A 23526-nucleotide genomic window follows, 5' to 3' on the forward strand; every position below is an offset into this window, starting at 1 on the left:
CAACTAATACAAGGCCAAGCCTATGAAGAAAATTCTCATCATCGCCATTATATGCGCAAGTTCCCTCACCCGAGCCGTCTCGCAAACCCAAGCGCCATCAAGCTTGCGGGATTGCCTGAAAATAGCCTTGGAAAGAAGCCACTCCGTGGCCAAAGCGGAACTCGAAACCGAAAAAGCGGAACAAAAGATAAAAGAAACGCTAAGCTCAGGCCTCCCTCAAATCGAAGGGCAAGCCTCCGTTATAAATAACCTTCGCGTGCCAGTCACCATGATGCCCGGCGAACTGGTGGGTGCTTCCGGAGTGGTTCCCGTCGCTATGGGAACCAAGTACACTGGCGAAGCGTATGCCCAAGCTACCCAATTGCTTTACAGCCACGATTTCTGGATAGGCGTCAAAGCCAGCAAGAAAGCCAAAGAGCTGTACAAAATCCAAAAAGCCCGAACCGTAGAAGAGGTAATATACCAAATCGCGGGAGCGTATTACAAATGGCTCAGGTTCGGCGACCAAGCAGACGCCCTCAAAGACAATATCGAGAAAATGGAAAAGGTCATCAAAGCCCAACACGGCTTTACCCAACAAGGCCTGGCCCATAAACTTGACGAAAACCGGCTGAAGGTAAAACTATCGAACCTAAACGTAAGCAGAAACGAGTTGCTAACGGCCGAAGCCACGCAACTCAACCTAATCAAACTGTATATGGGGCTTAGGACCACCGAGTCTCTGAACCTTCAAAAAGAACCCATGGGTGCCGAAGGCCTCGTTCTGCAGCCATTGCTAGACGAACCTGACTTCTCAAAACGGCCAGACATCAGGCTTTTGAAAAAACAGTTCGAACTCAAGGAGCTTGAGAAACAATCGATTGCCGCCAAGTATTATCCCAGCTTGGTTGCGGTCGGCAATCTCAAGACCCAAGCGCAAAGGGAGGAGTTTAACATTTTCGGTGACCGGAAATGGTTCTCCTCATCCTTTGTCGGGATCCAACTCAACATTCCCATCTTCGACGGGATGAAAAAAAGGGCCCAATCCAAACAAGTAAAAATCGAAATCGAACAACTGGGACACGACCTTCAGTTCGCCGGCCAATCGGCCAATGTCGAGATCCAAAACGCCAAGCGACAACTTAGGGACGCTTACCAAAACGTTTTGGCCCAAAAAGAAAATCTCCGTCTGGCAGAAGACGTATTCACGCAAACAGAAGCCCGATACAAGGCCCAAGTAGCCTCGCTCACCGACCTGCTGAACGCTGAAGTCACCCTTCGGGAATCCCAAAACTCCCTTTACAGCCAAAACCTCAAGCTCAAGGAAGCCGGCTTGGATGTGCTGAAAGCCGAAGGCCGGCTTACGACTCTTGTAGAAACCCCCTAAGACCGAAAGCAACTGAGACATGAAAAAGAAAATAATAAACATCGGCGTCGCCGCCACATTGATCGCCGCCTCGGGGTGGAAGCTTTACAGCAATATGGATGCACAGGCGCAAGTAACGGAGTTTGTATCTCGCAGAACAATAAAATTCCCCGTGAAAACAGCCATCGCCAAATACAAGGAACTGGCCAAAGCGCTAAAATCCGAAGGCCGGATACATCCGTTCAAAGAGTTGGCCCTCAAATCCGAAACCATCGGTAAGGTATCAAGGATCTACAAGAAAAAAGGTGATTGGGTAAAACAAGGCGACTTGATCCTCCAAACGGAGAATAGTTCCTTGTATGCCAGATTGCTCGCCGCCGAAGCCAATCACAAACAAAACAAACACGACCTGTCCAGATACGAAGAACTTTTCAGACAGGAAGCCATCACCCAACAACAGCTTGAGCAAGCGCAAGTGAAAGCGATAATGGCCGAATCGGAATGGGTAATGGCCAAGAAAAGGTATCAAGACTCAAGAATCACCGCCCCTATCGACGGCATGATCAACGAGGATTACTTCGAAGTGGGCGAATTGCTCGCCAACGGGGCGCCAGTCTGCGACTTGGTTAACAACAGTCAGGTGAAACTCAAAGTAAAACTCGCCGAGCAGGAAATAAACAGAATTTCCGAAGGCCAAACCGTAAGGGTTAAGGTCCCGCTCTTCCCTGACGAAACTATCAATGCGGAAGTACTCACTGTCGCCGTCAAAGCCGATGACGCATACCGTTATGAAGTTGTAATACTTATCCAAAACCCTGAAGGGAAACTCCGTTCGGGCATGTTCGCATCCTGCGAATTCGATTTCGAACCACAACGAACGCTCGTCATTCCCCGAGAGGCGCTGGTGGACGGTTTCAAATCACCGAAGGTCTATGTTTATGAGAACGGCAAAGTCAAGATGCGGAAAATAACCGTGAGGCCGGAAAGGTTCGGCGACGACGTGGCCGTGACCAACGGCCTGCGCGAAGGCCAATCGGTCGTAACTGACGGCATTTTTAACCTGAAAGACGGCATGGACGTCGAAAAAATCTGACACGGCAAGAAAGCGTATGAAAATCACAGAAATATCAATCAACAGGTCTTCGATCGTCGTCGTGATATTCACGATACTGATCGGCGCCGGCCTCTTGTGTTACCAACAACTCGGCTACGAACTGGTGCCGGAAGTAGTCCGGCCCACGATGACGATCGTAACGGTTTACCCCGGCGCCGCTCCCGACGAAGTGGAAACCAACGTCACGGAGAAAATTGAGAAATCGCTCTCAAAACTCGCCGACGTCTACAAGGTCGTGTCCAACTCTTATGAAAACTTCTCAATCATCTCCGTAGAGATGAGCTACGAAACGGACATTGACCAAGCTATACAAAAAGCAACCAATTACATCAACACCGTTAAGGCCGAAATGCCACCGAGTATTTCCGAACCTTTGATCGAAAAGCGAGGAATATCCGACCTTCCCGTGATCATGGGAGGCGTAAGCTCCGATCTGCCCAAAACGGAATTTTACGACTTGCTGGACAAAAGGCTCAAACCGAAACTGCAAGCCGTTTACGGCGTAGCCAAGCTGAAGCTGGTCGGCGGACAGAAAAGGGAAATCCAAGTCAACATCGACAAAGAGAAGCTCACTACCTTCGGCCTGTCGCTCGGGCAAATCAGCCAAGCGCTGGAGTACTCAAATATGGAAGTGCCTGCCGGCAAAATCAAAAACGACGAAAAACAAAGCACCATACGGGTCCGGGGCAAATTCGCCGACGTGGACGAAATCCGCCAACTCGTAATCGTGGACAGCGAGAAAACAGGGAAGATTAAGCTTTCGGATGTTGCCGAAATCCTGGACGGAATCCAAGACAACGAAATCATCACCCGGATTAACGGAACGGAATCCGTCGGCCTTCAATTTCTCAAACAGTCAGGAGCAAATGCTGTGGAGATGAGCGCAAAAGTCCGGGAATCCATGAAAGTTCTGGAAGATGAATTCAAGGACATTAACCTTTCGTTCACTGTTTTCAACGACACCACCGATTACACTATCCTTGCGGCCGACGCCGTAATGCACGATTTGCAGATCGCCGTACTATTGGTGGCGGCGGTTATGTTGCTTTTCCTGCACAGCCTGCGCAACGCCCTGATCACTATGGTGGCTGTTCCCGCTTCGCTGATCTCGACTTTCTCCGTGATTTACCTCGCCGGTTACAGCCTCAACCTGATGACGATGCTCGGGCTTTCGCTGGTAGTGGGTATCCTTGTGGATGACGCCATCATCGTGATCGAGAATATCCATAGCCATATGGAAAAAGGTAAATCCGCCAGACAAGCCTCTCTGGACGCCATTAGGGAGATCGCGCTTACCGTTTCGTCCATTACATTGGTTATTGTCGTCGTTTTCTTGCCTTTGGGACTTACCGGCGGTATGGTCGGGCTAATGTTCTCACAATTCAGCCTTGTGGTTGGGTTCTCCACTATGATGAGCCTTTTGGTGGCGTTTACTCTGGTTCCGTTTATGTCATCTAGATTCGCCCGCCACGAAACCTTGGACCCCGCTACAATCAGCGGAAAAATCTTCGGAGGATTCGAAAAGATCATCAACGCCATGATCGACGCCTTTACCAGCATTCTGCTTTGGGCGCTGAATCACAAAACGCTCACTATCGGAGTCACTATAGTCGCGTTTTTCGGTTCGACTTTGTTGCTTAGCAAAGGGTTTATCGGAACGGAAGCTTTTGCCCAAGGCGACCGGGGAGAATTTTCCATACAGGTGGAACTCCCTAAGTCCTCAAGTCCGAAAGCCACAAATATGGTCTCTCAGCAAATTGAGACATACCTGAACACATTGCCCGAAGTCAATGACATCAACACTGTCATCGGCACAAAAGAAACCGACGAAGAAGGCCAGTCACGCGCCTATTATTTATATATAAGCGTGCAGCTCAAGGAAGAGAGAGAGCTGTCTTCGGCCCTCTTTGCACATAAGACCAGGCTGGAACTGGAGAGCAAAATCCCGGGAGCGACCATCACCACTGTACCTGTCGATATGTTTGGCCAAGCCAATGCGTACAAGATCAAACTGATATTCCAAGGCAGTGATTTACAAGAATTGTTGTCTTATGCCGAAAGCGTAAAAACGGCGGTAGACACAATTCCCGGAATAATCCGGACAAAAAACTCACTGGAAAAAGGCGCCCCGGAGGTTAACGTAAAATTCAACCGGGAAAAGCTCGCCACACTAGGCCTAAGCGTAGGCGAAGTGGGCATGCAAATGCGTACGGCCTTCGAGGGTGACCGCAAGACAAAATTCAAAGTAGGAAACAAGGAATATGATATCCGGGTAAGGCTGGACAATTTCGACCGGAAAAGCGCCGAAAGCGTGGCCAGCCTTCCGTTCAGCAACCGTGACGGACAGGTTTTCAAACTCAAACAATTCGCCGAAATCTATGATGGCGATGGTCTCAGCCAGCTTGACCGCTATGACAAGCTACCGTCGGTTACCGTTAACGTGCAAGTGGCCGGAAGGCCCTCAGGTACCGTGGGAGAGGAAATCAAGCAAGTAATCGCCAAACTGGACAAGCCTTCGGGTATCAAGACCGTTTACGGCGGAGACCTTGAGATGCAAGGCGAAAGTTTCGGCCGGATGGGTTATGCCTTCCTGATTTCGCTGGCTCTTGTTTACCTGATTATGGTCGCCCTTTACGACTCATATATCACGCCACTAGTGGTTCTATGTTCCATCCCATTGGCCATCATCGGCGCTTTGCTCGCCTTGGCGTTGGCCAAACAAACGCTCAGTATATTTACTATTCTGGGTATCATAATGCTGATTGGTCTGGTTGCCAAAAACGCTATCATGCTTGTGGATTTCGCCAACGAAGCCCTGAAAAAAGGCATGCAGCTAACTGACGCTTTGGTTTACGCTACCAAGGCGCGTTTTCGCCCCATATTTATGACTACCATAGCCATGGTTGTGGGCATGACACCAATCGCATTATCCACGGGGGCCGGTTCGGCTTGGAAAAACGGCTTGGCCTGGGCCTTGATCGGAGGGCTTAGCAGTTCGATGGTGCTAACCCTTATCGTGGTCCCCGTGATTTTCTATATCGCGTACAATATCCGCAACAGAAATCTCAACCCTGCATAACCATAAAAACTAAACATTGAAGGAGGGAAATTCCTAAGTCTCAAAAATTGTTTTATTCCCTCTAGTGCAAAAGCTTCCCGCAATGCGGTGAAGCTTTTCTTTTTTCACAAAAAGCTGTTTTTCACAAATATAAAATATAGCTATTCCACAAAATTGCGCTAATCACATTCGAAGAATCCAAAAAAAGAAAACACTTATAACTATTAGTAAGTAAGACTTTCCATCAGGCAGAAAAAAATTTACGCTAAACTAAACGCCAAGGATATGGAACACGCAAGTATCGCATTTCAAATCATAATATTCCTCGGTTTGGTCAACGTTTGGCTCATACGCAGATACCGCCCCAGCCAGTGGCGTGGAAAAGGCGCCAAAAGTCTCAAGGAGGAATTCGAGGCTTATGGGTTACCTCTTTGGTTTATGAAAGCCATCGGTGTTTTGAAACTGACTTTGGGTGCCTTATTGGTTCTTGGCTTGTGGGTGCCTGCCGTGGTAAAGCCCGCCGCGTTCGGACTGGCCATACTGATGGTGGGAGCTATCGCAATGCACGCCAAAGTCAATGATCCCGCCGGAAGGTCCGTACCCGCCATCATCATGTTATTGATGTCGTTAGTCGTGGCCGCCGCATAGCTAATGTTAAGTCCCATTAAATTTATAGCAATACAATTATCCGTTTCGTTCTCCATACAAAAGAACCGACAGCTCTAAAGAGTCTGTCGGTTTTACATGGTAAACCGCTGTGTTTTTTACGAGTGTTGCGTTGATTGTTGATACCCCTATCTTTAAACCTATATCGCAACATGGTAATCTAAACGGCAGCTAGTTCAGGTCGTTTGATATGGTCTTCAAATGCCGAAAGCGCCGCCTTGGACCCCTCGCCCATCGCTACCACAATTTGTTTGTAAGGCACTACCGTTACGTCGCCGGCGGCGTAAATGCCCGGTACGCTGGTTCGGCAAGCCGGGTCAATCTCTATTTCGCCACGGCCGTTGGTGCTTACTATTTCTTTGAATACTCCACTGTTGGGAGTCAAACCTATCTGCACAAACACGCCGTCCACCGACACGTTTTCTTTTGAGCCGGATTTTCGGTCGTCGTACTTCAGGCCGGTAACTTTTTTTCCGTCTCCTATGATTTCTGTCGTGGCCGCGCCGGTAACTATCCGGACATTTCCCATCGAGGCCAATTTGTCTTGCAATACCTGATCGCCGCGGAGTTGGTGGTCAAATTCCAATACCGTCACTTCGGAAGCTATATTGGCCAAATCAATCGCCGCTTCCAGCCCGGAATTGCCTCCGCCTATCACGGCCACTTTCTTTCCTTTGTAAAACGGGCCGTCGCAGTGGGTGCAGAACGCCACCCCACGGCCGATGTATTCGCTTTCGCCGGGTACGCCCAGCTTTCTCCAACTGGCACCCGTGGTGATAATCAACGAGGGCGCCGTAAAGGTTTCGTCCAATGATGTTTTAATTTCTTTGATATCTCCGCCGTCGCTGACTTCCGTAACGCGGCGGTTTTCCAAAATATCGATATCATAATCGTTCAGATGCGCCGCAAATCCGGCCGAAAGATCTTTGCCCGTTGTCTTCGAAACGGAAATCATGTTTTCGATATCCACCGTCTCACGGACCTGGCCTCCGATATTTTCGGCCACCAATGCCACCGAAAAACCTTTGCGGGCGGCGTAAATGGAAGCCGAAACTCCGGCCGGGCCTCCGCCCACCACCATTACGTCATAGGCTTTGGCAGGCAATGGCTCCTGTGTTTCCACAGCTTCCTCCTTGCCCACTTTATCCTCAAGTTTTTGGAGAAGTTCGCCCATACTCGATCTTCCCACATGAAATTGCTCGCCGTCTACAAATACAGTCGGAACGGCCTGAACGTTATGTTCCTCTATTTCGTCTTGATACAATCCGCCGTCCACGATTTCGTGCTTTATGTTCGGATTGACGATAGACAACACGTTCAGCGCCTGTACCACATCCGGACAATTGGTACATGTGAGCGAGATATAACTGCGCACACGTACTTCGCCCTTCAATGACTGGATTTTCCTCGTTACCGATTCGTCCGGCAGGTTTTTGCCCACGCCTTCCATATTCAGCACGGCCAAAAGCAAAGTAGTGAATTCATGACCGTTTGGAATAGCCCGGAAGCGAACCGACGTTTCCTCTCCGTTTTTAAGGATATCGAAAGCCAAGTCTTTTCCTTCATAAACTTCCACGTCTATTCTCTCAGAACATTCGGCCACCGATTCCAAAAACTGGACAAACTCGTCGCGCTTGGCGTGTGTTTCAGATGCGGTTACCTTAAAGGTATAGCTGTTTTTCAGAGTCGAGAAAAGGCTTGTAACTTGAGATTTGAGGGCTTGGTCTAGCATAGGAATACGGTTTTGGTATTTGGTCTTGGGTATTAAGTATTAGGTAGTTGATGTGCTTAGTTTGTTAGTTCGTGGGTGATAATTCGTTCGATTGATAAATTTTCAAATGGCTTCCGAGCAGTCTATTTACGCTTTACTATTTACTTTATATTTCTTAATCAGGGTGTTGTGTATCCAGGTTAATAGTTTTGGTGAACTTTGAACCGGGATAGGCTAGTCTCAGGTGATTTTTTGGAGAGAAGTATTAGGTATCGGATTTCGATTTAATAATTGAATACCGGATACCTAATACCCAAGACCACAGATCCAATCAGGTTTAGATCTTACCTACAAGGTCAATACTTGGCTTCAGGGTTTCCGCACCTTCTTTCCATTTGGCCGGGCAAACCTCTGACGGGTTGTTGGCCACAAACTGAAGGGCTTTCACTCTGCGGAGCAGTTCCTCGGCGTTACGGCCCACATTTCCGGCAACCACTTCGTAGGCTACAATCTCGCCTTCAGGGTTTACGACGAAAGTGCCGCGCTCGGCCAAACCTTCCTCTTCGATCATAACGTCGAATCCTCTTGACAATACTCCCGTAGGATCGGCGAGCATCGGGTATCCGATTTTCTTGATGGTGTCGGAAGTGTCGTGCCACGCTTTGTGAACGAAGTGAGTGTCGGTGGAAACCGAGTAGATCTCGGCGCCTATGCCCTTGAACTCTTCGTAAAGATCAGCGAGATCTTCAAGTTCCGTAGGACACACGAAAGTGAAGTCGGCCGGGTAGAAGAAGAATACCGACCACTTGCCCAAAACGTCTTTTTTCTCAACGGTTTCGAAACCTTGGTTCTGGTAAGCCTGCACTTTGAAATCTACGATTTGTTTTCCGATCTGTGACATTGTCTTTGTGTTTTTGCTTTTGCTTTGTGATTAACTACATGACAAAGGTGCGATGAAAATATCATAGATGAAAACAGGTGATATCAATGGGTTGATTGATGATATCAATGTATATTTGTTTTGGAAACAATAACGTGATTGGAAATGCAGGAAGGCAAAGCAGGCCTCTTGTCTATATGTAACTTAATTATCTACATTTAAAATACGGTATCCCGAAACCACTGACATTTTGCTATAAACAAACTCCGGTGTTACTTTTTGAAAGATCAAAAAGTAACCAAAAAATCTCTCAAATACGGCTACAAATTTTTCTTCCATCCAAAAGCCTTGCGGTTATGGAAGAAAAATAAAGGCCTGAAATTAGTTTTTTGGAATGCATTAGAATCAATAATAGAGCAGGCCTGTGAAGCGAATAAAACAAGGCTAATTCTGTTCATGCGTATACTCTTTACGCTTTTACTCTATACTCTTTACTGAACCTAAACCATGAACCTTCAACAACTGGAATACATATCGGCGGTAAACAAGCTCAGGCATTTTGGCGAAGCGGCCAAGCATTGCGGCGTTACGCAACCTACCCTCAGCCAAATGATTCAGAAGCTTGAGCAGGAACTGAACGTAACGATTTTCAATAGGGCGAAACAACCTGTGGAACCCACCGCCACGGGTGAGAAACTCATCAGGCAAGCGGAAAAGACCCTGCGTGAGATGCGGCGCATGGAAGAAATAGTGGATTATGAAACTGAAAAACTCGATGGCCCGCTGAAGATTGGCGTTATTCCCACTCTGGCAAATTACCTGGTGCCGGACCTGATCAGCGTATTCCGCAAAGAATATCCGCTGGTGGAAATGGGCGTAACGGAAATGCACACGGCCAACCTAATAAAAGCCTTGGAGCGAGACGAACTGGATATGTTTATCGCCGCAACGCCATTGGAGCAGCCAGACTTTTTCGAGATTCCCGTTTACTACGAACGTTTCGTGGCTTACTTCCACCCCGACCATCCGCTTATCGACAAACCCCTTTCGGCCGACGATATGCCTAAAAAAAGCTTATGGGTATTGCAGGAAGGCCACTGTATGCGCAGTCAGCTTTTTAACTTTTGTACGAAGAAAAACTATAATCGGACCTTCGAGGCCGGCAGTATCGATACGCTGATACGTATTGTCGACAAAAACGGCGGCTATTCCGTGATACCGGAACTTCATACCCACTTTTTGAGCGAGGAACAGAAGAAAAATATCCGCCCGATCGACAATCCTCCGGCCGTACGCGAGGTGTCTATCGTAATCAAAGCCGACTTTATCCGCGAACGCCTGATCAACGCCGTGGCCGACTCCGTCAAAGCCGTTATCCCGGAACATATGCTGGACGAGAGGATGAAGAAATTTTCGATTAAACTTTGAGTTAGTAAAGAGTACACAGTAAAGCGTAAAGAGGCCGAATCGTTGGAATCAGAAGCGTAAATGAAAGTCTCTTTGTGCTTTACAATTCGATTTTCATCGCATCTCTCCCATCCTTTTTATATTTCAAAACATCACTATTCCAACTCATTAGCCCTGATATTTGACAAGCGCAACTTTCTCCGTAACCGGTAAAGTACAGACTCCGTAAAGCAACGCAAGAACCAAGGGCAAGGCTAGATGGGGGTTTTTACGGACTGGATTAACAAAGGGCGAAACGCTAAGAAGAGGCTGTCGGAATCGGCGAGTGGCGCCGGAACATATATGCGCGACAAAAGGGATTCCTTTGCCCAACAAAGCCAAATGCAAAGCATGATGGACCGGGGAACCGCGGCCAAACAAGGTGTGGAATCCAAAGTAAACGGTGTGCGCGAAGGGGCTGGCGGTATGCGTCAGCAGGCTTCGGAGAAGCTTTCCGGGTTTAGGCAAAGCGCTTCGGAAAAGGTGGGGAATATGCGAAAAGGCGCTTCCGAAAAGTTTTCGGGGATGAAACAAAGCGCCAGCGATAGGCTGTCGGGCATGAAGAAAAGCGCGGGCGAAAGACTCTCGGGAATGAAACAGGGCGCCAGCGATAGGCTATCAAGCATGAAGCAAGGGGCGGGAGAAAAATTTTCGAGCCTCAGGCAGGGCGCCAGCGACAGGTTCGGCAGTATGCGGGAATCATTATCTTCCAAAACCTCTGGTGTATCCGGATTTTCCCCAGGATTTGCATCCGGGTTCTCATCCTTCTCTTCGGTAGGCACTCCCGACATGTCGGGCTGGGAATACCAGCTTCCGGCCTCATTGTCTTTGCCGGGAAGCGAATCTCTCTCTTCCGAATGGGACAGTATGGCCCTCGACGATGAACAGCTTCAACAGTTTATCGCCTCTACGGCAACGGAACAAGAAAGTCCGGTGACGGGAAGCATGGACCAGATGTGGCCAGCCGACGACACTTACGCATACTTGGGCCCGAGCGAAACACCCTTTTCCCTTACTCAAAGCGCCCAAGAACCCGTAGCCTCGGCTCCTCCCCACTCCACAAGCATACTTACCATTTTGGAATCTAACGAGCATGACAGTCCCGCTTACCGCAAAGCCTTACAGCCTTTTATGGCCAGTGGAAAGTCCCTGACCGATGCGGTTTACGAAAACTTGCTTACGCCTACGGGACAAGACTATTACGCCGAAAACGGTGGTCTGCTTAGGGAATATAACCTTCCAATGTATGCTTTAACAGCTACGGCACAAGACTGCCTATCGGCCGGAAAAGAATATACCGAAACCCTTTCGGAAGTAATGGCCCATTGCTGGAACAGTTATTCGAGAATGTTAGACAAAGGATTTATCGACGAAAGCGGAGGTATTCCATTATTAGCTCATATTGCATGCTTCAAAGCAGTTGAACGTGTGGGCGGTACCGGTAAACAAAGAATGGGGACTGGTCGCATGCCTTGGCAACGGACCGGAAAATAATATGCTTTTACGCAAAAACAGGGGGCGCAATAACTATACTGCGCCCCCAAACTCTTCCCGTTCGAATCTTGATTAATTAACTGCCGGGGTCATTTCCCAAAACTGTTTCGGGTTATTGGTAATATAAAACCGTAAAACCATTCCGCTTTTATACTTCGATTCCCTTATTTCCGGCTTTTGATTGATCCCGTCAAGCGGAAGTAACTGTACATATTCCACAGTTTTGTCTTTGCCGTTTGTCTCTACGTCATATGCCGACCTTACAGGCACTTCAAGTCGATAAAGGTTTTTCGCCATATATTCGTACAAATAATGCTCCTTGGTTTGAGATACCCGCCTATTCCAGTTTGCGTCAGGATTAAGGATCAAAGGTTTATCGTTTACCAAACGTTCCCGGACTTCCTGAATCCCCAGTAATTCCCCTTTCTCATCCATCACATACGCCGAAAAAGTAGGGTCCATCCAAACCCATTTCCCCAATTCATTAGAATATACAGCGTTTATTACGTGACAATCCTGAAATTTTAACGGCTTGGGCATACAAGTAACCATTCTGGATTTAAACCCCATGGCTAAGTAACATTCATTCAGTACCGTAGCCATCATTCTACAGTTGATTCCCCTATTTTCATTTTGGCATACCTTAATAAGATCTATAGCATTCTGTAATTTGGGATTCCTACTATTACCGTCATGACGAACAATGTTATGAACCCAATCCATCATATTGATAAATTTTGAGGCTTCGCTTCCTTTTCCCGCAATCGAGTCCAGATTAAACGCTTTTCTGATCTTTTGCAAATCGACATCATTCAATCCCGCATATGTAAACTTCGGGATATTCCGTCGCTGGGTATTGTCATACTCCGCCGCCTTCTTCAAAGTTGTAAGATACGGTTCCCTATACGCTATTTGTGTAAATGCGGAGTCCTTACCGTTTAGCAAAATCACAAAGTCAAACTTTGTGTTTTCCCTTAGGTCAACACTGATCGAATCAATATCTGTATAGAATGTTACCCGTTCTCCTAATTTGCTCGAATGATAAATATCCGGCCTTAATTCGGGCACTAATGTCCATGTTGCAGAATGGAAATCTTTACCGTCTCTAATGCTTACTGTCTTGGAAGTAGCCTTGACAATTGGTAAAGGTGATTGGGCCATAGATTGAGTAACCCAAAAAATCAAAACAACAACGGTTAATAAATGTCTCATAGTAGTTTGATGTTGATTAAATATGATGTGTTTATATTTTTAATCTGCACAATACCATTTAGACTTACGTCTAAGAGAAAAGTAACACCTTATTGCTTTTTTATTTCAAAAAAATAGAAACCCACTCCATAAATCAATTAATTATCAACATAACCATATCTAATAATATTATAAAGGCAAATATATGGATTCTAGTCTTCTATCTTGGGCCAAAAATTAAATCCTTAACTTGGAAGAGTCGCTGTTACAAACCATTTTGACTGAGTACAATGACTATATAAAGTAATACCCAATCTCAGATTGCGTTTTACAAAAAAACACTCCTCAAACCGCCACTCCAACAAATCACCCCATATATGGAATAGCGCTTGAGAATAATCCGAAACAATAAGAGATTGAATCAAAACAACAACGCTTATTCGATCACTTGAAGATAAATGGAAAATCAGGCTTCCCTCAAGAACATACAAACCGAACAAGTCCCTGACTTTGCTTATAGCAAAATCATTTTGTCCGAATTACGGCAATACTTGGCGGTAACCGAATGTTCTCCGATTTCAATCAAAATCGTTTTACGAGGAGAAGAGCGGTATCGGGTAGAAAATCACAATTACCGACTATCCAACAATAGTTATATTATCGTAAACCAAGGGGACCAAGTGGAAACGGCAGTCAATTCAAAAGAGACCGTGAACGGTCTCTGTATTTTTCCTCCTATCGATTTGGTCAATGACGTTTTCTCGTCTTATTCCATCAAATCCCGCCGTGATCCTTTCGACGCTTCCGTCAACGATTCATTTTTCACCACTCACCTCCGCAATCTAAATCAAACGAATTTGGGTAAATACCTAAATGCCAACCTTCGTAGCATTATAGGGAACAAGGAAGATAGTTTCGATTTTCTTGAATTCTATATTGGTATCGCCGAGGCCATGAGCGTGGACCAATTGGGAGTGGAAAAAATGATGGCGCAACTTAGCGCAACCAAGCGACATACCAAAGAGGAACTGTTTCGAAGAATGATGACCGTTAAGGATTATATTCATGATAATCAAAACAATAGGCTTGACCTAAAACAACTCAGTGAGTTGTCTCACCTCTCCAAATACCATTTCCTTAGGTCTTTCAAAAAAATATTCCGGAAAAGCCCTTACCAGTATCTTCTTTCCTTAAAAATCCAAAAAGCCGAGGTTTTATTGAAAAAAGGTTATTCCTATAACGAGATAACGGAAATGGTCGGTTTCTCCGATGTCAAGAACCTTAGAAAAGCGGTGGGGCAACGTGATCGGGCTTAGATTATTATGATCTTAGGTATTTGGTATGAAGTATTAGGTATTTAATCTAAACAGCAACCGGAGCGGATCAGGATGGAATAAATCATCCAAAAATCAAATTAGCAACTTTTACCCCTTTCCCGAAAATCATCATAGCTACTTTTACCATAGTAGAGATGGGCGGATAATCGAGCGTGGAATTAATCTACAATTACCCGTGATCTAAAAGTAAAACACTTATGATGAAAAGGTTAATATTTTTATTCATGGCGGTATTGGGGTACACCATGACTTGGGCACAGACTGCTTACGAAACGGAAGAGATGCTGGATATAAGCTATTATAACGATAATACGTCCGATTCGGCATTTACAAAACTGAATATCGTTTTACCGAAAGGGATAGACAACCCGCCCGTTCTGATGTGGCTTGGCGGGGGCGCTTGGGCTTATGTTGATCGCCATAAACAAATGGGATTTTGCAGAAACCTCGCAAAATCGGGAATAGCCGTTATCTCCGTCGGCCATAGGCTTAGTCCGGCGCTTTTGCCCGGGAGGCCAAAAAGAGAAACCGGTATACAGCACCCGGAGCATATCAAAGACGCGGCGAAAGCTTTCGACTGGATTCTTAAAAACGGCGCGCGATATTCCATCGATACCAACAATATCTTCGTGGGCGGGTATTCCTGCGGCGCCCATCTTAGCGCTTTATTAGCCGCCGACAAGAAATACCTGAACGAACTGAATCTGGACACCAAAAATATACGCGGAATTATCCCTTTGGCCGGCGCATATGATATCCCGCGTTACAAAAAACTATTGGCCGAAGCCGATTCCAGCTATATCACAAACCATATCAACCCGGTATTCGGCAAAACTCATCAGGAACACCTTGACGCCTCCCCTACCACACACGCCGCAAACCTGACTTTGCCAATTTTACTGATGAATGAGCGTGACACGTATGTTTATAACGGAAACTTCGAAGAGGAAATTCTCAAAACCGGTAACCGTGATTTTCAGGTGATTAATCTTTACGATCATACGCATTTTAGTCTCTGGAAGGAGTTATCCGCCGATAGGCCAAGCGTAAACCGTAATCTGATAGCCGATTTTATCGGAAAATACATAGTCAAGTCAACGGAGCAATGGCGCGGCTTCGCCGATAAATTCGCAGACCAATACCAGAGTTTCGAATTACCGCCACTTAGCCTATCGTATATCGATAACCTGAAGGCTATTCGTAAAAACGAGGATTTGGCTAAACAGGAAAGTTTCTTCAGAAACGCGCAACGTGAATTGACGGCCTATAAACCCGAAGAACTTCCGAAACAGGATTGGCTGGATTACCAGATCGTCCGTTACCAAACCGTTATGAACCTGAACCGGATTTCGCTGGAAAAGAGATGGAACAAACAAAAGATCGATTCTATTTCCGATAAAGGAATATATACCTTACCGATGGGAAAAGAATGGTATACCTATTTTCTAAAAACATGGATCGATATAAAAGTACAGCCAGATCAGCTTTATGAATTCGGTTTAGCGGAAATCGAACGTGTAAAGGGTAAAATAAAAACCATTCAGGAAAAATCGGGAATGGATTCCGCTGCTTTCGAAAAACATATCCAGGATAAATCCTTTTTCTATACCGATGTTCGGAAGGTTCAGAAAGCTTTTGAAAAAGCCCAAAAAAGAATCGACAAGCAAGCCTCAAAGCTTTTTCCGTTTATGGATAAAGTGAAAACCGTGGGAATCAAAAAAGGCGAAAATCCGGCGTTGGCCAAAGTTCCGGCTTTTTATAATCCGTATAGCAAGATCTTCTATTACAACTACTTTGACAGACCATATAACAAACGGCAAATCGGTTGGACATACGCCCATGAGGGCGTTCCCGGACATCATTATCAAATATCACTGGACCAATCGCTCCCCCGTTCGAAGGTATTGAAATCGTTTGAATGTTTAGGCTATGTGGAAGGTTACGCGGCGTATGTAGAGGAGATCGGAAATGAGCTGGGCGCTTATCAGGATATTTACGATGAATTGGGAAAATGGGAATGGGACTTAATCCGTTCGGTAAGGGTTCCATTGGATGTCGCGCTCAACTATTACGGCTGGAGCGATGAGGAAGCGCTTCGTTTTTGGCAAAAACATATCAAAGGAAAAGACGACATAGCCCGCCGTGAAATAGCGAGAATGAAAAGATGGCCCGCTCAGGTTATTACATATAAATACGGTGGAAACAAGATCCTGGAATGGAAGAAAGAGGCCATGAAGCGAAGCGACTTTAACCTAAAGGAGTTCCATACCAAGATACTTGAAAACGGATCAATTCCTTTCGCGATTTTGGAAGAATTGATGTTTAGCGAAAAACGGGCTTTGTGAGTTCGGTGTGTTTAGACACTTTTTGTGAATTATGCGATTTTCTGAAAAAAGCTCCAGCCTTTTACCCCAACAAAGAAAGGCCACCCTCAGAAAGGGCGACCTTGAACCTATGTTGCTACTCTATTAGCTGTTGTGCTATTTCATTTTTATTCCCAGCCGGGGTTCTGTTCCAGTTTATCGTTCAGTACCAGTTCTTGGCTAGGGAGCGGGTACAGGTAATAATGCTCTGGAAAGGCCGGCGGAATACCTTGGTTCAGGTATGGCGACACGTAACCTTCGGTTTTGTTTCCTTGTATTTGCGGAACGTTATTGTAATCCGCTTTTACTACGTACCGGCCTAGTTTTTCCTCGGCGGCTTCTTCCATAAGTTTCCAACGACGCAAATCGTCGAATCGGAATCCGTCGCACATTAACTCTACGGCACGCTCGCGTCTGATTTCCCAGAGAACAGGAGCTACCTTAGCGTTGCGGGTAGGATCAAAGTTCGCGTCAATATCTGCTACGGTCATCGAGGCTACGTGTCCGCGGGCGCGTAGTTTGTTGATCGTTTTGTCGGCTACGCTTTGGTCAAAGCTTCCGAGTTCGTACATCACTTCGGCGTAGTTGAGCATCACCTCCCCTATGCGGAAGATCGGCGCGTCGGTTTCGTCGTTGCCGTAAAACTTGATATGGTTAGTGTTGTACCACTTCCAGTTCTTATAGCCCGTAGTGGTTACGTTATAGCCGGGATCGTATGTGCCGGGCATATCGCCTTTCCTGAAGTTGGGCTGTCTTGGCTGTACAAAGCCCGCCCAGTTCACTTCGGGCATTCTTTTTCTTCCTTCCGGAGAAATCGAAGCCATCAGGTCCATAAATTCCCGGTCCAGAGCTTCGCCAGTGTGTTCCCACTTATGCTTGTCACCACCTACGTTCCCTTTTACTTTATAAGGAGGACAGATGATATAAAGCATCCTGCGGTCGCGGTTACGGAACTCTTGGTGCGGGGTGGCGTCGCCCTCGAACATCGGGCTGTTCCAGCGCGTCTGGCCATCGGCGCAGAGGAACATGTCCGCCGCTTTTTTGGTCAAGTCGCGACGCGGCGCTTGGCTGGTACGAATCCAGTGAGTCAAGTCGTGGACCGCTTGGCCAACCACATAATCTCGGTAGAATATGATCCCGTTTATACTCGAAAGATCTAACGAATTGTAAACGTCATCATAATTGTTATGTATAGCGGGATAAGCGGCCAACAGATCTTCCGAGGCGCTTTTGCTCGCTTGCAGGTACTTGCCTTCGTCGCCAAGGTTATGGTATTTTCTCCAAGTTCCCTCAAAGAGTCCGAAACGCGAAATCAACGCTTTCACCACATTGGTATTGACAGTATTGGCGCCGTCGCCCCCAGCTTTTACGTTCTCCGCTGCAAAGTTCAGATCATTCAAAATATTCGTAGCGATCTCGTCACGGCTTGCGCGTGGCGCATAGAGGTACTCGTCGTCCGTTTCGTTGATGTATTTGTCTACCCAAATTACGCCACCGTAGGCCTTCAGTAACTGAAAATAATGGTATGAGCGGAAGAAAAGGCCAACCGACTGCCAGTGGTTTTTCTCCTTTTCCGTAAGGGTATTGTTTTCCGGCAGGCTACCCAGCATCAAGTTGATCTCGCGAATAGCCTTGTAGCTGTTTTTGTACAACCCGTTGGGCGATGACGGCACCGTTATGTTATTCCACAGCCAGTTACTGCCCGTATTGCGTTCGCCGTGCAACATCATGTCGCCCGACCATTCGTTCCTGTCGTTGCCCCAACCGCTAAATCCACTGAACGTGGTATAGAATTTCCACATATACAGCTTGTAGTTGTTGTAGGTGGTAAAGGTGGTCTTCTCCACCAGCGAGTATTCCGGAAGGCGTTCCAGCTCGTCTTCGCAAGCGCTAAGGAAGCCGGCTACGACGATAAATAGTATAGCGAATGTCTTTTTCATTTTTATCATTTTAGCCGTTTAGAAAGATACGTTAAGCCCGAAGGTGTACTGCTTCATAAACGGGTACGCGCCACCCCGTCCTTTGTTGGCGAATTCCGGATTCAGCCCTTGCGGAAGGTGATCGTCCATAAACATGTTTTCGCCCGAGAAATACACCCTGAAGCTGGACAAAGACAGCCTTTCGATAATCGACTGGGGAAGGGTATAGCCAACAGTCACGTTTTTCAATGACCAATACGATCCGTCTTGCAGGTACTTGGTCTGCGTGCTCCGGCCGTTGCCGTAGTTCGCAGACTGACCCGGATACACTCTCATATATTCGGCGTCGGTATTCTCGGGTGTCCAGTAGTCGAGCTGATGTTTCCATACATTGTCAAACTGCTGAATATAGGGCCACATCAGGTCGTTGCTTATCCAAACGTCGCGCTTGCCCACGCCCTGGATTATGACTCCCACATCAAAGTTTTTCCATCCGGCCGAAAGGTTCATTCCATACTGGAACCGGCGGTTGCTGTTACCGATAATCTTACGGTCACCCGGATCTTCCAGCGTCACGTCGCCCACGAATATCTCCCCGTCGCCGTTGAGGTCTTTGTATTTGATATCGCCCGGATTCGGGTTACGGCCTTTGTATTTCACCACGCCCTCTTTAAGTGTTCCGCCCGTTAGGTCGTCTTTAAGCGTACCGTCCACAAAGTCGCTTACCTGGTAGAAGCCGTCTGTCACGAAGCCCCATATCTCGCCGTTCTCGCGCCCAACGTAGTAGTCGCTCAGCAGGCCCGCCGGGTTGTCGTATTTGGTGATTTCGGCTTTGTTGTCATACAGGTTGAAGTTGACCGAGTAGCGGAAATCGCCCACTGTTTGTCTCCAGCCAACGGTAAGTTCCCAGCCGTATGACTTAAGGTTCGCGGCGTTGGCTACCGGAGGCGCGGCGCCAAGTACAGCCGGTTTTTCGGCCGGCTTCGTAATCATGTCTTTGGTCTGGCGCTCGTACACTTCAAACGAACCCGTCAAGCGGTTGTCCAAAGCTCCGAAGTCTACGCCTACGTTCACCGTCTCTACGGTTTCCCAAGTAAAACTGGCGCTGACCAATGGAGGGGCGTAAATAGTCAAAGCCCTTTCTCCGCCGTCGAGCCAGCCTACCCTGCCTGTCGACATTGTCGGGATATAAGGATAAACGCCGTTTGTGGTTTGGTTACCGATCGTTCCCCAAGCGCCCCTGAATTTCAAAAGGTTTACGATGCTTTGGTCCTGCATAAACGCCTCGTTGGCAAGGTTCCAGCCCGCGGATACGGAAGGGAAAAATCCGAAACGGTCTTCGGTCGGGAAACGCGACGATCCGTCATATCGTCCGCTGACGCTGAGGAAGTAACGCTCTTTGTAATTATAATTCAAACGACCGAACACGCCCATTACGGCCCACTCTGACCCTCCGTCTTCGGAAAGCAAAGTGCCGTCGGCCAAAACTAGGGCCGGCAAGTCGGGATTGATCAGCTCGTTTTTTCTGCTCCATAAATTTGTGGAACTGCTCTGCTCGAAGTTGTACCCGCCCGTAAGCGATATGTTATGCGCACCGAACAGGGTTTTGCTATAATTTCCGTAAAGGTTGACGGCACTATAGTTCGTTATGCTGTTTGTCTTCTTTACATAAGTGTTTGTAGGATTCCCACCAACCTTCGACAAGGTGGTACGCCCCACCATTACCGGATCGTTGTTAACCTCTAGATTATTCGTATTTCTATTCTCATATGTATATTCTCCCGTAATAAGAAGGTCTTTGACCGGTTCGTATTTCAGCGCTCCGAACAAGCGGACGTTACTGTTTTTGGTCTCGTTCGGCGTTTTGTAGCGCACTTGGTTCGCAGGGTCGTCATAAGGCAAAACGTTTCCGTCCAAATCAGTGTGCTCGCCCATCGGGTAGATTGAAATACCGGCCCTTACCGCCCCACCGTAATTGGCTTTCGGAAAGCTGGTGTGCCTGTTCAGGTAGTTGATTCTCGCCTCGGCCGTAAGGTTTTTGCGAAGCTTGGTGCTCAGGAAAGTGTTCAGCGTATACTGCTTCATACGGTCGCGGTTAGTTACCATAATACCGTCATCGTCCACAAAGCCCAACGATGCACGGTAATTGGTCCGCCCGTTTGAGCCGTCGAAGCTGAAGTTATGCATCTGCTTTAGACCGCCTTCGCCCAAGAACTCGTCCATGGTGTCGGTGCCGCGCAGTTGGTAGCGCACGCCGTTTTCCATTACGTAGCCGTCGGGGTTCGAGCCGGGGTTGGAGTTGTATTCCGAAATCAGCTCGTGCCAACGGGTAATGTCCTGGCCCAAAGACCAGTGCTGGCCCACTCCCCAATCCTTCAGCGCCCCCACGAATTCGATCGGGCTGGCGGCTTCGGGAAGCTCGGCGGCCTCGCTGAAACCTATAGAGTTTGAGTAGCGGAACTTGATGCCATCTGTCTGCGACGATTTTTTGGTGGTAATCACTATCACGCCGAACGCCGCGCGTGCACCGTAAATGGCGGAAGCAGAAGCGTCTTTCAAAACGGTAACCGTCTCGATATCGTTCGCGTTGATATCGTTGATATTCACCGGCACGTTATCGACCAAAATCAATGGGGAACCGCCGCCGTTGATGGAGGCCATACCACGAATATTAATCGACTGACCCGTAGAGCCCGGCTGACCGCTGTTGGTAGTAACCTGAAGACCCGGAACGGCGCCCTGCAAGGCTTCGGCCACACGGTTGATCGGCCTGGAGCCCAATACTTTGGACATTTTCACGCTACTTACGGCGCCGGTGATATTGGCTTTTTTCTGAGTGCCGTAACCCACCACCACTATCTCGTTGAGCTGTTCCACATCCGGCACCAACGCGATATCGAAAACGGTTTGGTTGCCCACGGTCACTTCCTTTTCCTTAAAACCCATAGAGGAAAAGCGCAATACGGCGCTTGGCGAAACGGAAAGGACAAACTTACCGAAAACATCGGTAGCGGTGCCTTCCGTCGTTCCTTTGATCAGTACGTTTACGCCCGGCAAGCCCTCACCATTCTCGTCGGTGACGGTCCCCGTCACTTCGACTTTCTTTTCTTGTTGGGCGGGAGCCTCGACGGGTTCCGCAACAGGAGCGGGTGCCGGAAATACCAGCACATGCTTTTTCTTGATTTTGAAAGTAAGGCCGGTGCCTTTCAGCAGATCGTTCATGATTTTGTCTATGGACGAATCACGAAACTCAAACGACACTTTTGCGGTGGCGTCCACTTCTTCGTCACTGTAGAACACCTTGTAGCCGGTATTCTGCTGAATAGTCCGGAAGGCTTGTTTCAGCGTTTTGCCTTCCATGGCAAACGTGTAAGCTTCGCTGTCGCTGGCAGGGGCGCCGTGTACGACGAAGCCCCCCGCCATGGCCAGAAAAAGCGTTAAAACAATTTTCAGAGTCCCTGCTCTCAAAAAAAATAGGGGAACTCTAAAACGAGAGGAAAAATTTTCCATAGTTTTACCTTTAGCATTAACAATTATTACCAAGCCGAGAACGGTGGCAGCCGCGCTCGGCTTCTTTTTTTAAAAGTGTATACAGTGACAGCTCCACCACGAGGGGAGTTATCCATGAAACATTCAAAATCAGTATAGTACTAAGTAAACAGTTAAGCGTAAAGAGAATGCTTGAGGACAAGCCAAAACCAAACAAACCAATAGGTTAAGCCTTTAGGCATTCCTCTCACGAACATAAACTATTTTACCGGATGTACTTAGCGTAGCGGATCAAAGTATATTCACCCGTTTTCCCCTTATCGTATAGCGTACGTCTTGCCGGTCACATAGTATTTCCAATAAGGTCTCTATACCGTCGCCGCGATCAAAATCACCCGAAATACGGCGCTGGCCAAAAGCTTTGTTCCTGTTGTCTATCTCCACATCGAACCAGCGTTCGAGCCTGGTTTCCATTTCGTCCAGGGAATTGTTCTCGAAACGGAAAATATCGTCTTTCCAGCAGGAATATTTATCCGTATCCACTTCCCTGATAATCATCCGCTTGGGGTTATCCTTACGGATCAGGGCCTGCATTCCCGGCTCCAAGTATTCCGATTCCCTTTCGTCTTTTCTATACAGCGCCACTTTGCCTTCCGTCAGGGTGACCGCCCTGTCTTCGCCCTTATAGTTGGCCACGTTAAATTCGGTGCCCAACACCTTTACGTTCAGGCCTCCCATACGCACTATAAAAGGGTTTTTCCCTTTGGTAACATTAAAGAATGCCTCGCCGGCCAAAAGCTTCACCTCGCGTACACCCTTCGAAAAACGATCGGGAAACTGAATCGAAGAAGAGGAATTAAGGTTAACGGCAGTACCGTCCGCAAGCTTTAGCCTAACCCTTTCGCCACGGGGAACGTCCACCCGCATCATCTTTATATCTAACGACGGTCTGACTATGTTGATAGCGTTCGATTCGCTATCGTAGCTGAGGCTGTGCCTGTCCGTCAGATCATCCAAAGCCAATACCTCGGCCGACTCGCCTTTGTCTATCGTTACCGTCACGGCATCGGGCAACGCGCTTAGGGCACTTTGCTTTTCGTCTCCGAAACGCCACCACAACAAAGCGGAAAACGCCAGCAATGACAATACAGCCGCATAACGAAATATAGGCAGGCGTTTCGTTACAGTCCCCTTACTCCGGCTAACGGTATGTCCGTATTTTCCGCTTGGCTGTGTGGAGCGCCAAGGCGGAGCCGGAATATTGTCGGCGCTTGCCGTAGCGGGCTTATACCTTTCCCAAACGCCAATGGCCTTTTCCAGCTGGATTCGGTTTTCCGGATGTTGGCTCAGCCAACTTTCCAAAGCGGTTTCACCTTCCTTATCCAACTCACCCCTTAGCTTTTTGGCCGCCAAGCCCAATATTTCGTCACTAACACTTTCCATTTCTACATATACATCAACTCAGCATTGCGGATTACCTATGCCGAGAAATAAAAAACATATTTATGGATAA

The 23526-nt window shown here is 47.5% G+C and carries 14 protein-coding genes; 8 read left to right on the forward strand and 6 right to left on the reverse strand.

Annotated features, from left to right (window positions below; translation table 11 throughout):
* The first annotated feature begins 22 nt into the window (after window positions 1-22).
* From AABK39_RS19685 to AABK39_RS19700, 4 genes are all read left to right on the forward strand, one after another.
* Window positions 23-1366 carry a TolC family protein gene (locus AABK39_RS19685; protein WP_338395019.1) on the forward strand — a complete coding sequence of 448 codons (1344 nt, stop codon included), beginning with the start codon at window positions 23-25 and terminating at the stop codon, window positions 1364-1366.
* 19 nt (window positions 1367-1385) lie between these two features.
* Window positions 1386-2438 (forward strand): efflux RND transporter periplasmic adaptor subunit, encoded by a 1053-nt coding sequence (locus AABK39_RS19690; protein ID WP_338395020.1) that lies wholly within the window; start codon window positions 1386-1388, stop codon window positions 2436-2438.
* A 16-nt stretch (window positions 2439-2454) separates the two neighbouring features.
* Entirely contained in the window at window positions 2455-5538 is a 3084-nt protein-coding gene (locus AABK39_RS19695) for an efflux RND transporter permease subunit (protein ID WP_338395021.1), read from the forward strand.
* 264 nt (window positions 5539-5802) lie between these two features.
* Window positions 5803-6165: a DoxX family protein gene (locus AABK39_RS19700; RefSeq protein ID WP_338395022.1), complete on the forward strand. Its 363-nt coding sequence runs from the start codon at window positions 5803-5805 to the stop codon at window positions 6163-6165.
* Window positions 6166-6343: 178 nt separating this feature from the next.
* Here AABK39_RS19700 and ahpF read toward each other — a convergent pair whose 3' ends face one another.
* Complete coding sequence (gene ahpF, locus AABK39_RS19705; protein ID WP_338395023.1) at window positions 6344-7915, reverse strand: alkyl hydroperoxide reductase subunit F; 1572 nt, start codon at window positions 7913-7915, stop codon at window positions 6344-6346.
* Between the two features lie 316 nt (window positions 7916-8231).
* The gene (gene ahpC / locus AABK39_RS19710) at window positions 8232-8795 is read right to left on the reverse strand and encodes an alkyl hydroperoxide reductase subunit C (protein ID WP_338395024.1); all 564 of its coding nucleotides are present in this window, start codon (window positions 8793-8795) and stop codon (window positions 8232-8234) included.
* A gap of 486 nt (window positions 8796-9281) precedes the next feature.
* Here ahpC and AABK39_RS19715 point away from each other — a divergent pair, with 486 nt between their 5' ends.
* Window positions 9282-10202 carry a hydrogen peroxide-inducible genes activator gene (locus tag AABK39_RS19715; RefSeq protein ID WP_338395025.1) on the forward strand — a complete coding sequence of 307 codons (921 nt, stop codon included), beginning with the start codon at window positions 9282-9284 and terminating at the stop codon, window positions 10200-10202.
* Window positions 10203-10439: 237 nt separating this feature from the next.
* On the forward strand, window positions 10440-11714 hold the full coding sequence (locus tag AABK39_RS19720) for a hypothetical protein (protein ID WP_338395026.1): 1275 nt from the start codon (window positions 10440-10442) through the stop codon (window positions 11712-11714).
* 72 nt (window positions 11715-11786) lie between these two features.
* On the opposite strand, the gene AABK39_RS19725 is transcribed toward AABK39_RS19720, so the two are convergent.
* The gene (locus AABK39_RS19725; RefSeq protein WP_338395027.1) at window positions 11787-12926 is read right to left on the reverse strand and encodes a transglutaminase domain-containing protein; all 1140 of its coding nucleotides are present in this window, start codon (window positions 12924-12926) and stop codon (window positions 11787-11789) included.
* 437 nt (window positions 12927-13363) lie between these two features.
* On the opposite strand from AABK39_RS19725, the gene AABK39_RS19730 reads away from it, so the two are divergent.
* Entirely contained in the window at window positions 13364-14221 is an 858-nt protein-coding gene (locus AABK39_RS19730; protein ID WP_338395028.1) for an AraC family transcriptional regulator, read from the forward strand.
* A 218-nt stretch (window positions 14222-14439) separates the two neighbouring features.
* Window positions 14440-16587, forward strand: coding sequence for a DUF885 family protein (locus AABK39_RS19735; RefSeq protein ID WP_338395029.1), 2148 nt, complete (start codon window positions 14440-14442; stop codon window positions 16585-16587).
* Window positions 16588-16733: 146 nt separating this feature from the next.
* On the opposite strand, the gene AABK39_RS19740 is transcribed toward AABK39_RS19735, so the two are convergent.
* The 3 genes from AABK39_RS19740 to AABK39_RS19750 all read right to left on the reverse strand — a co-directional run bounded on the left by AABK39_RS19740 (window position 16734) and on the right by AABK39_RS19750 (window position 23456).
* Complete coding sequence (locus AABK39_RS19740) at window positions 16734-18545, reverse strand: RagB/SusD family nutrient uptake outer membrane protein (RefSeq protein ID WP_338395030.1); 1812 nt, start codon at window positions 18543-18545, stop codon at window positions 16734-16736.
* An 18-nt stretch (window positions 18546-18563) separates the two neighbouring features.
* A complete protein-coding gene (locus tag AABK39_RS19745; RefSeq protein WP_338395031.1) occupies window positions 18564-21947 on the reverse strand; it encodes a TonB-dependent receptor in 3384 nt (1127 codons plus the stop codon).
* Window positions 21948-22304: 357 nt separating this feature from the next.
* Window positions 22305-23456, reverse strand: a complete 1152-nt coding sequence (locus tag AABK39_RS19750; RefSeq protein WP_338395032.1) for a FecR family protein — start codon at window positions 23454-23456, stop codon at window positions 22305-22307.
* Window positions 23457-23526: the final 70 nt, after the last annotated feature.

This window comes from Fulvitalea axinellae, from assembly GCF_036492835.1.
GTDB lineage: Bacteria > Bacteroidota > Bacteroidia > Cytophagales > Cyclobacteriaceae > Fulvitalea > Fulvitalea axinellae.

What these genes read in the sequence shown, in the direction of transcription:
- AABK39_RS19700 (WP_338395022.1), top strand. Translation starts at nt 5,803, where the DNA reads ATGGAACACGCAAGTATCGCATTTCAAATCATAATATTCCTCGGTTTG.
- AABK39_RS19725 (WP_338395027.1), bottom strand. Translation starts at nt 12,926, where the DNA reads ATGAGACATTTATTAACCGTTGTTGTTTTGATTTTTTGGGTTACTCAA.
- AABK39_RS19695 (WP_338395021.1), top strand. Translation starts at nt 2,455, where the DNA reads ATGAAAATCACAGAAATATCAATCAACAGGTCTTCGATCGTCGTCGTG.
- ahpC (WP_338395024.1), bottom strand. Translation starts at nt 8,795, where the DNA reads ATGTCACAGATCGGAAAACAAATCGTAGATTTCAAAGTGCAGGCTTAC.
- AABK39_RS19750 (WP_338395032.1), bottom strand. Translation starts at nt 23,456, where the DNA reads ATGGAAAGTGTTAGTGACGAAATATTGGGCTTGGCGGCCAAAAAGCTA.
- AABK39_RS19740 (WP_338395030.1), bottom strand. Translation starts at nt 18,545, where the DNA reads ATGAAAAAGACATTCGCTATACTATTTATCGTCGTAGCCGGCTTCCTT.
- AABK39_RS19715 (WP_338395025.1), top strand. Translation starts at nt 9,282, where the DNA reads ATGAACCTTCAACAACTGGAATACATATCGGCGGTAAACAAGCTCAGG.
- AABK39_RS19730 (WP_338395028.1), top strand. Translation starts at nt 13,364, where the DNA reads ATGGAAAATCAGGCTTCCCTCAAGAACATACAAACCGAACAAGTCCCT.
- AABK39_RS19685 (WP_338395019.1), top strand. Translation starts at nt 23, where the DNA reads ATGAAGAAAATTCTCATCATCGCCATTATATGCGCAAGTTCCCTCACC.
- AABK39_RS19735 (WP_338395029.1), top strand. Translation starts at nt 14,440, where the DNA reads ATGATGAAAAGGTTAATATTTTTATTCATGGCGGTATTGGGGTACACC.
- ahpF (WP_338395023.1), bottom strand. Translation starts at nt 7,915, where the DNA reads ATGCTAGACCAAGCCCTCAAATCTCAAGTTACAAGCCTTTTCTCGACT.
- AABK39_RS19690 (WP_338395020.1), top strand. Translation starts at nt 1,386, where the DNA reads ATGAAAAAGAAAATAATAAACATCGGCGTCGCCGCCACATTGATCGCC.
- AABK39_RS19720 (WP_338395026.1), top strand. Translation starts at nt 10,440, where the DNA reads ATGGGGGTTTTTACGGACTGGATTAACAAAGGGCGAAACGCTAAGAAG.
- AABK39_RS19745 (WP_338395031.1), bottom strand. Translation starts at nt 21,947, where the DNA reads ATGGCGGGGGGCTTCGTCGTACACGGCGCCCCTGCCAGCGACAGCGAA.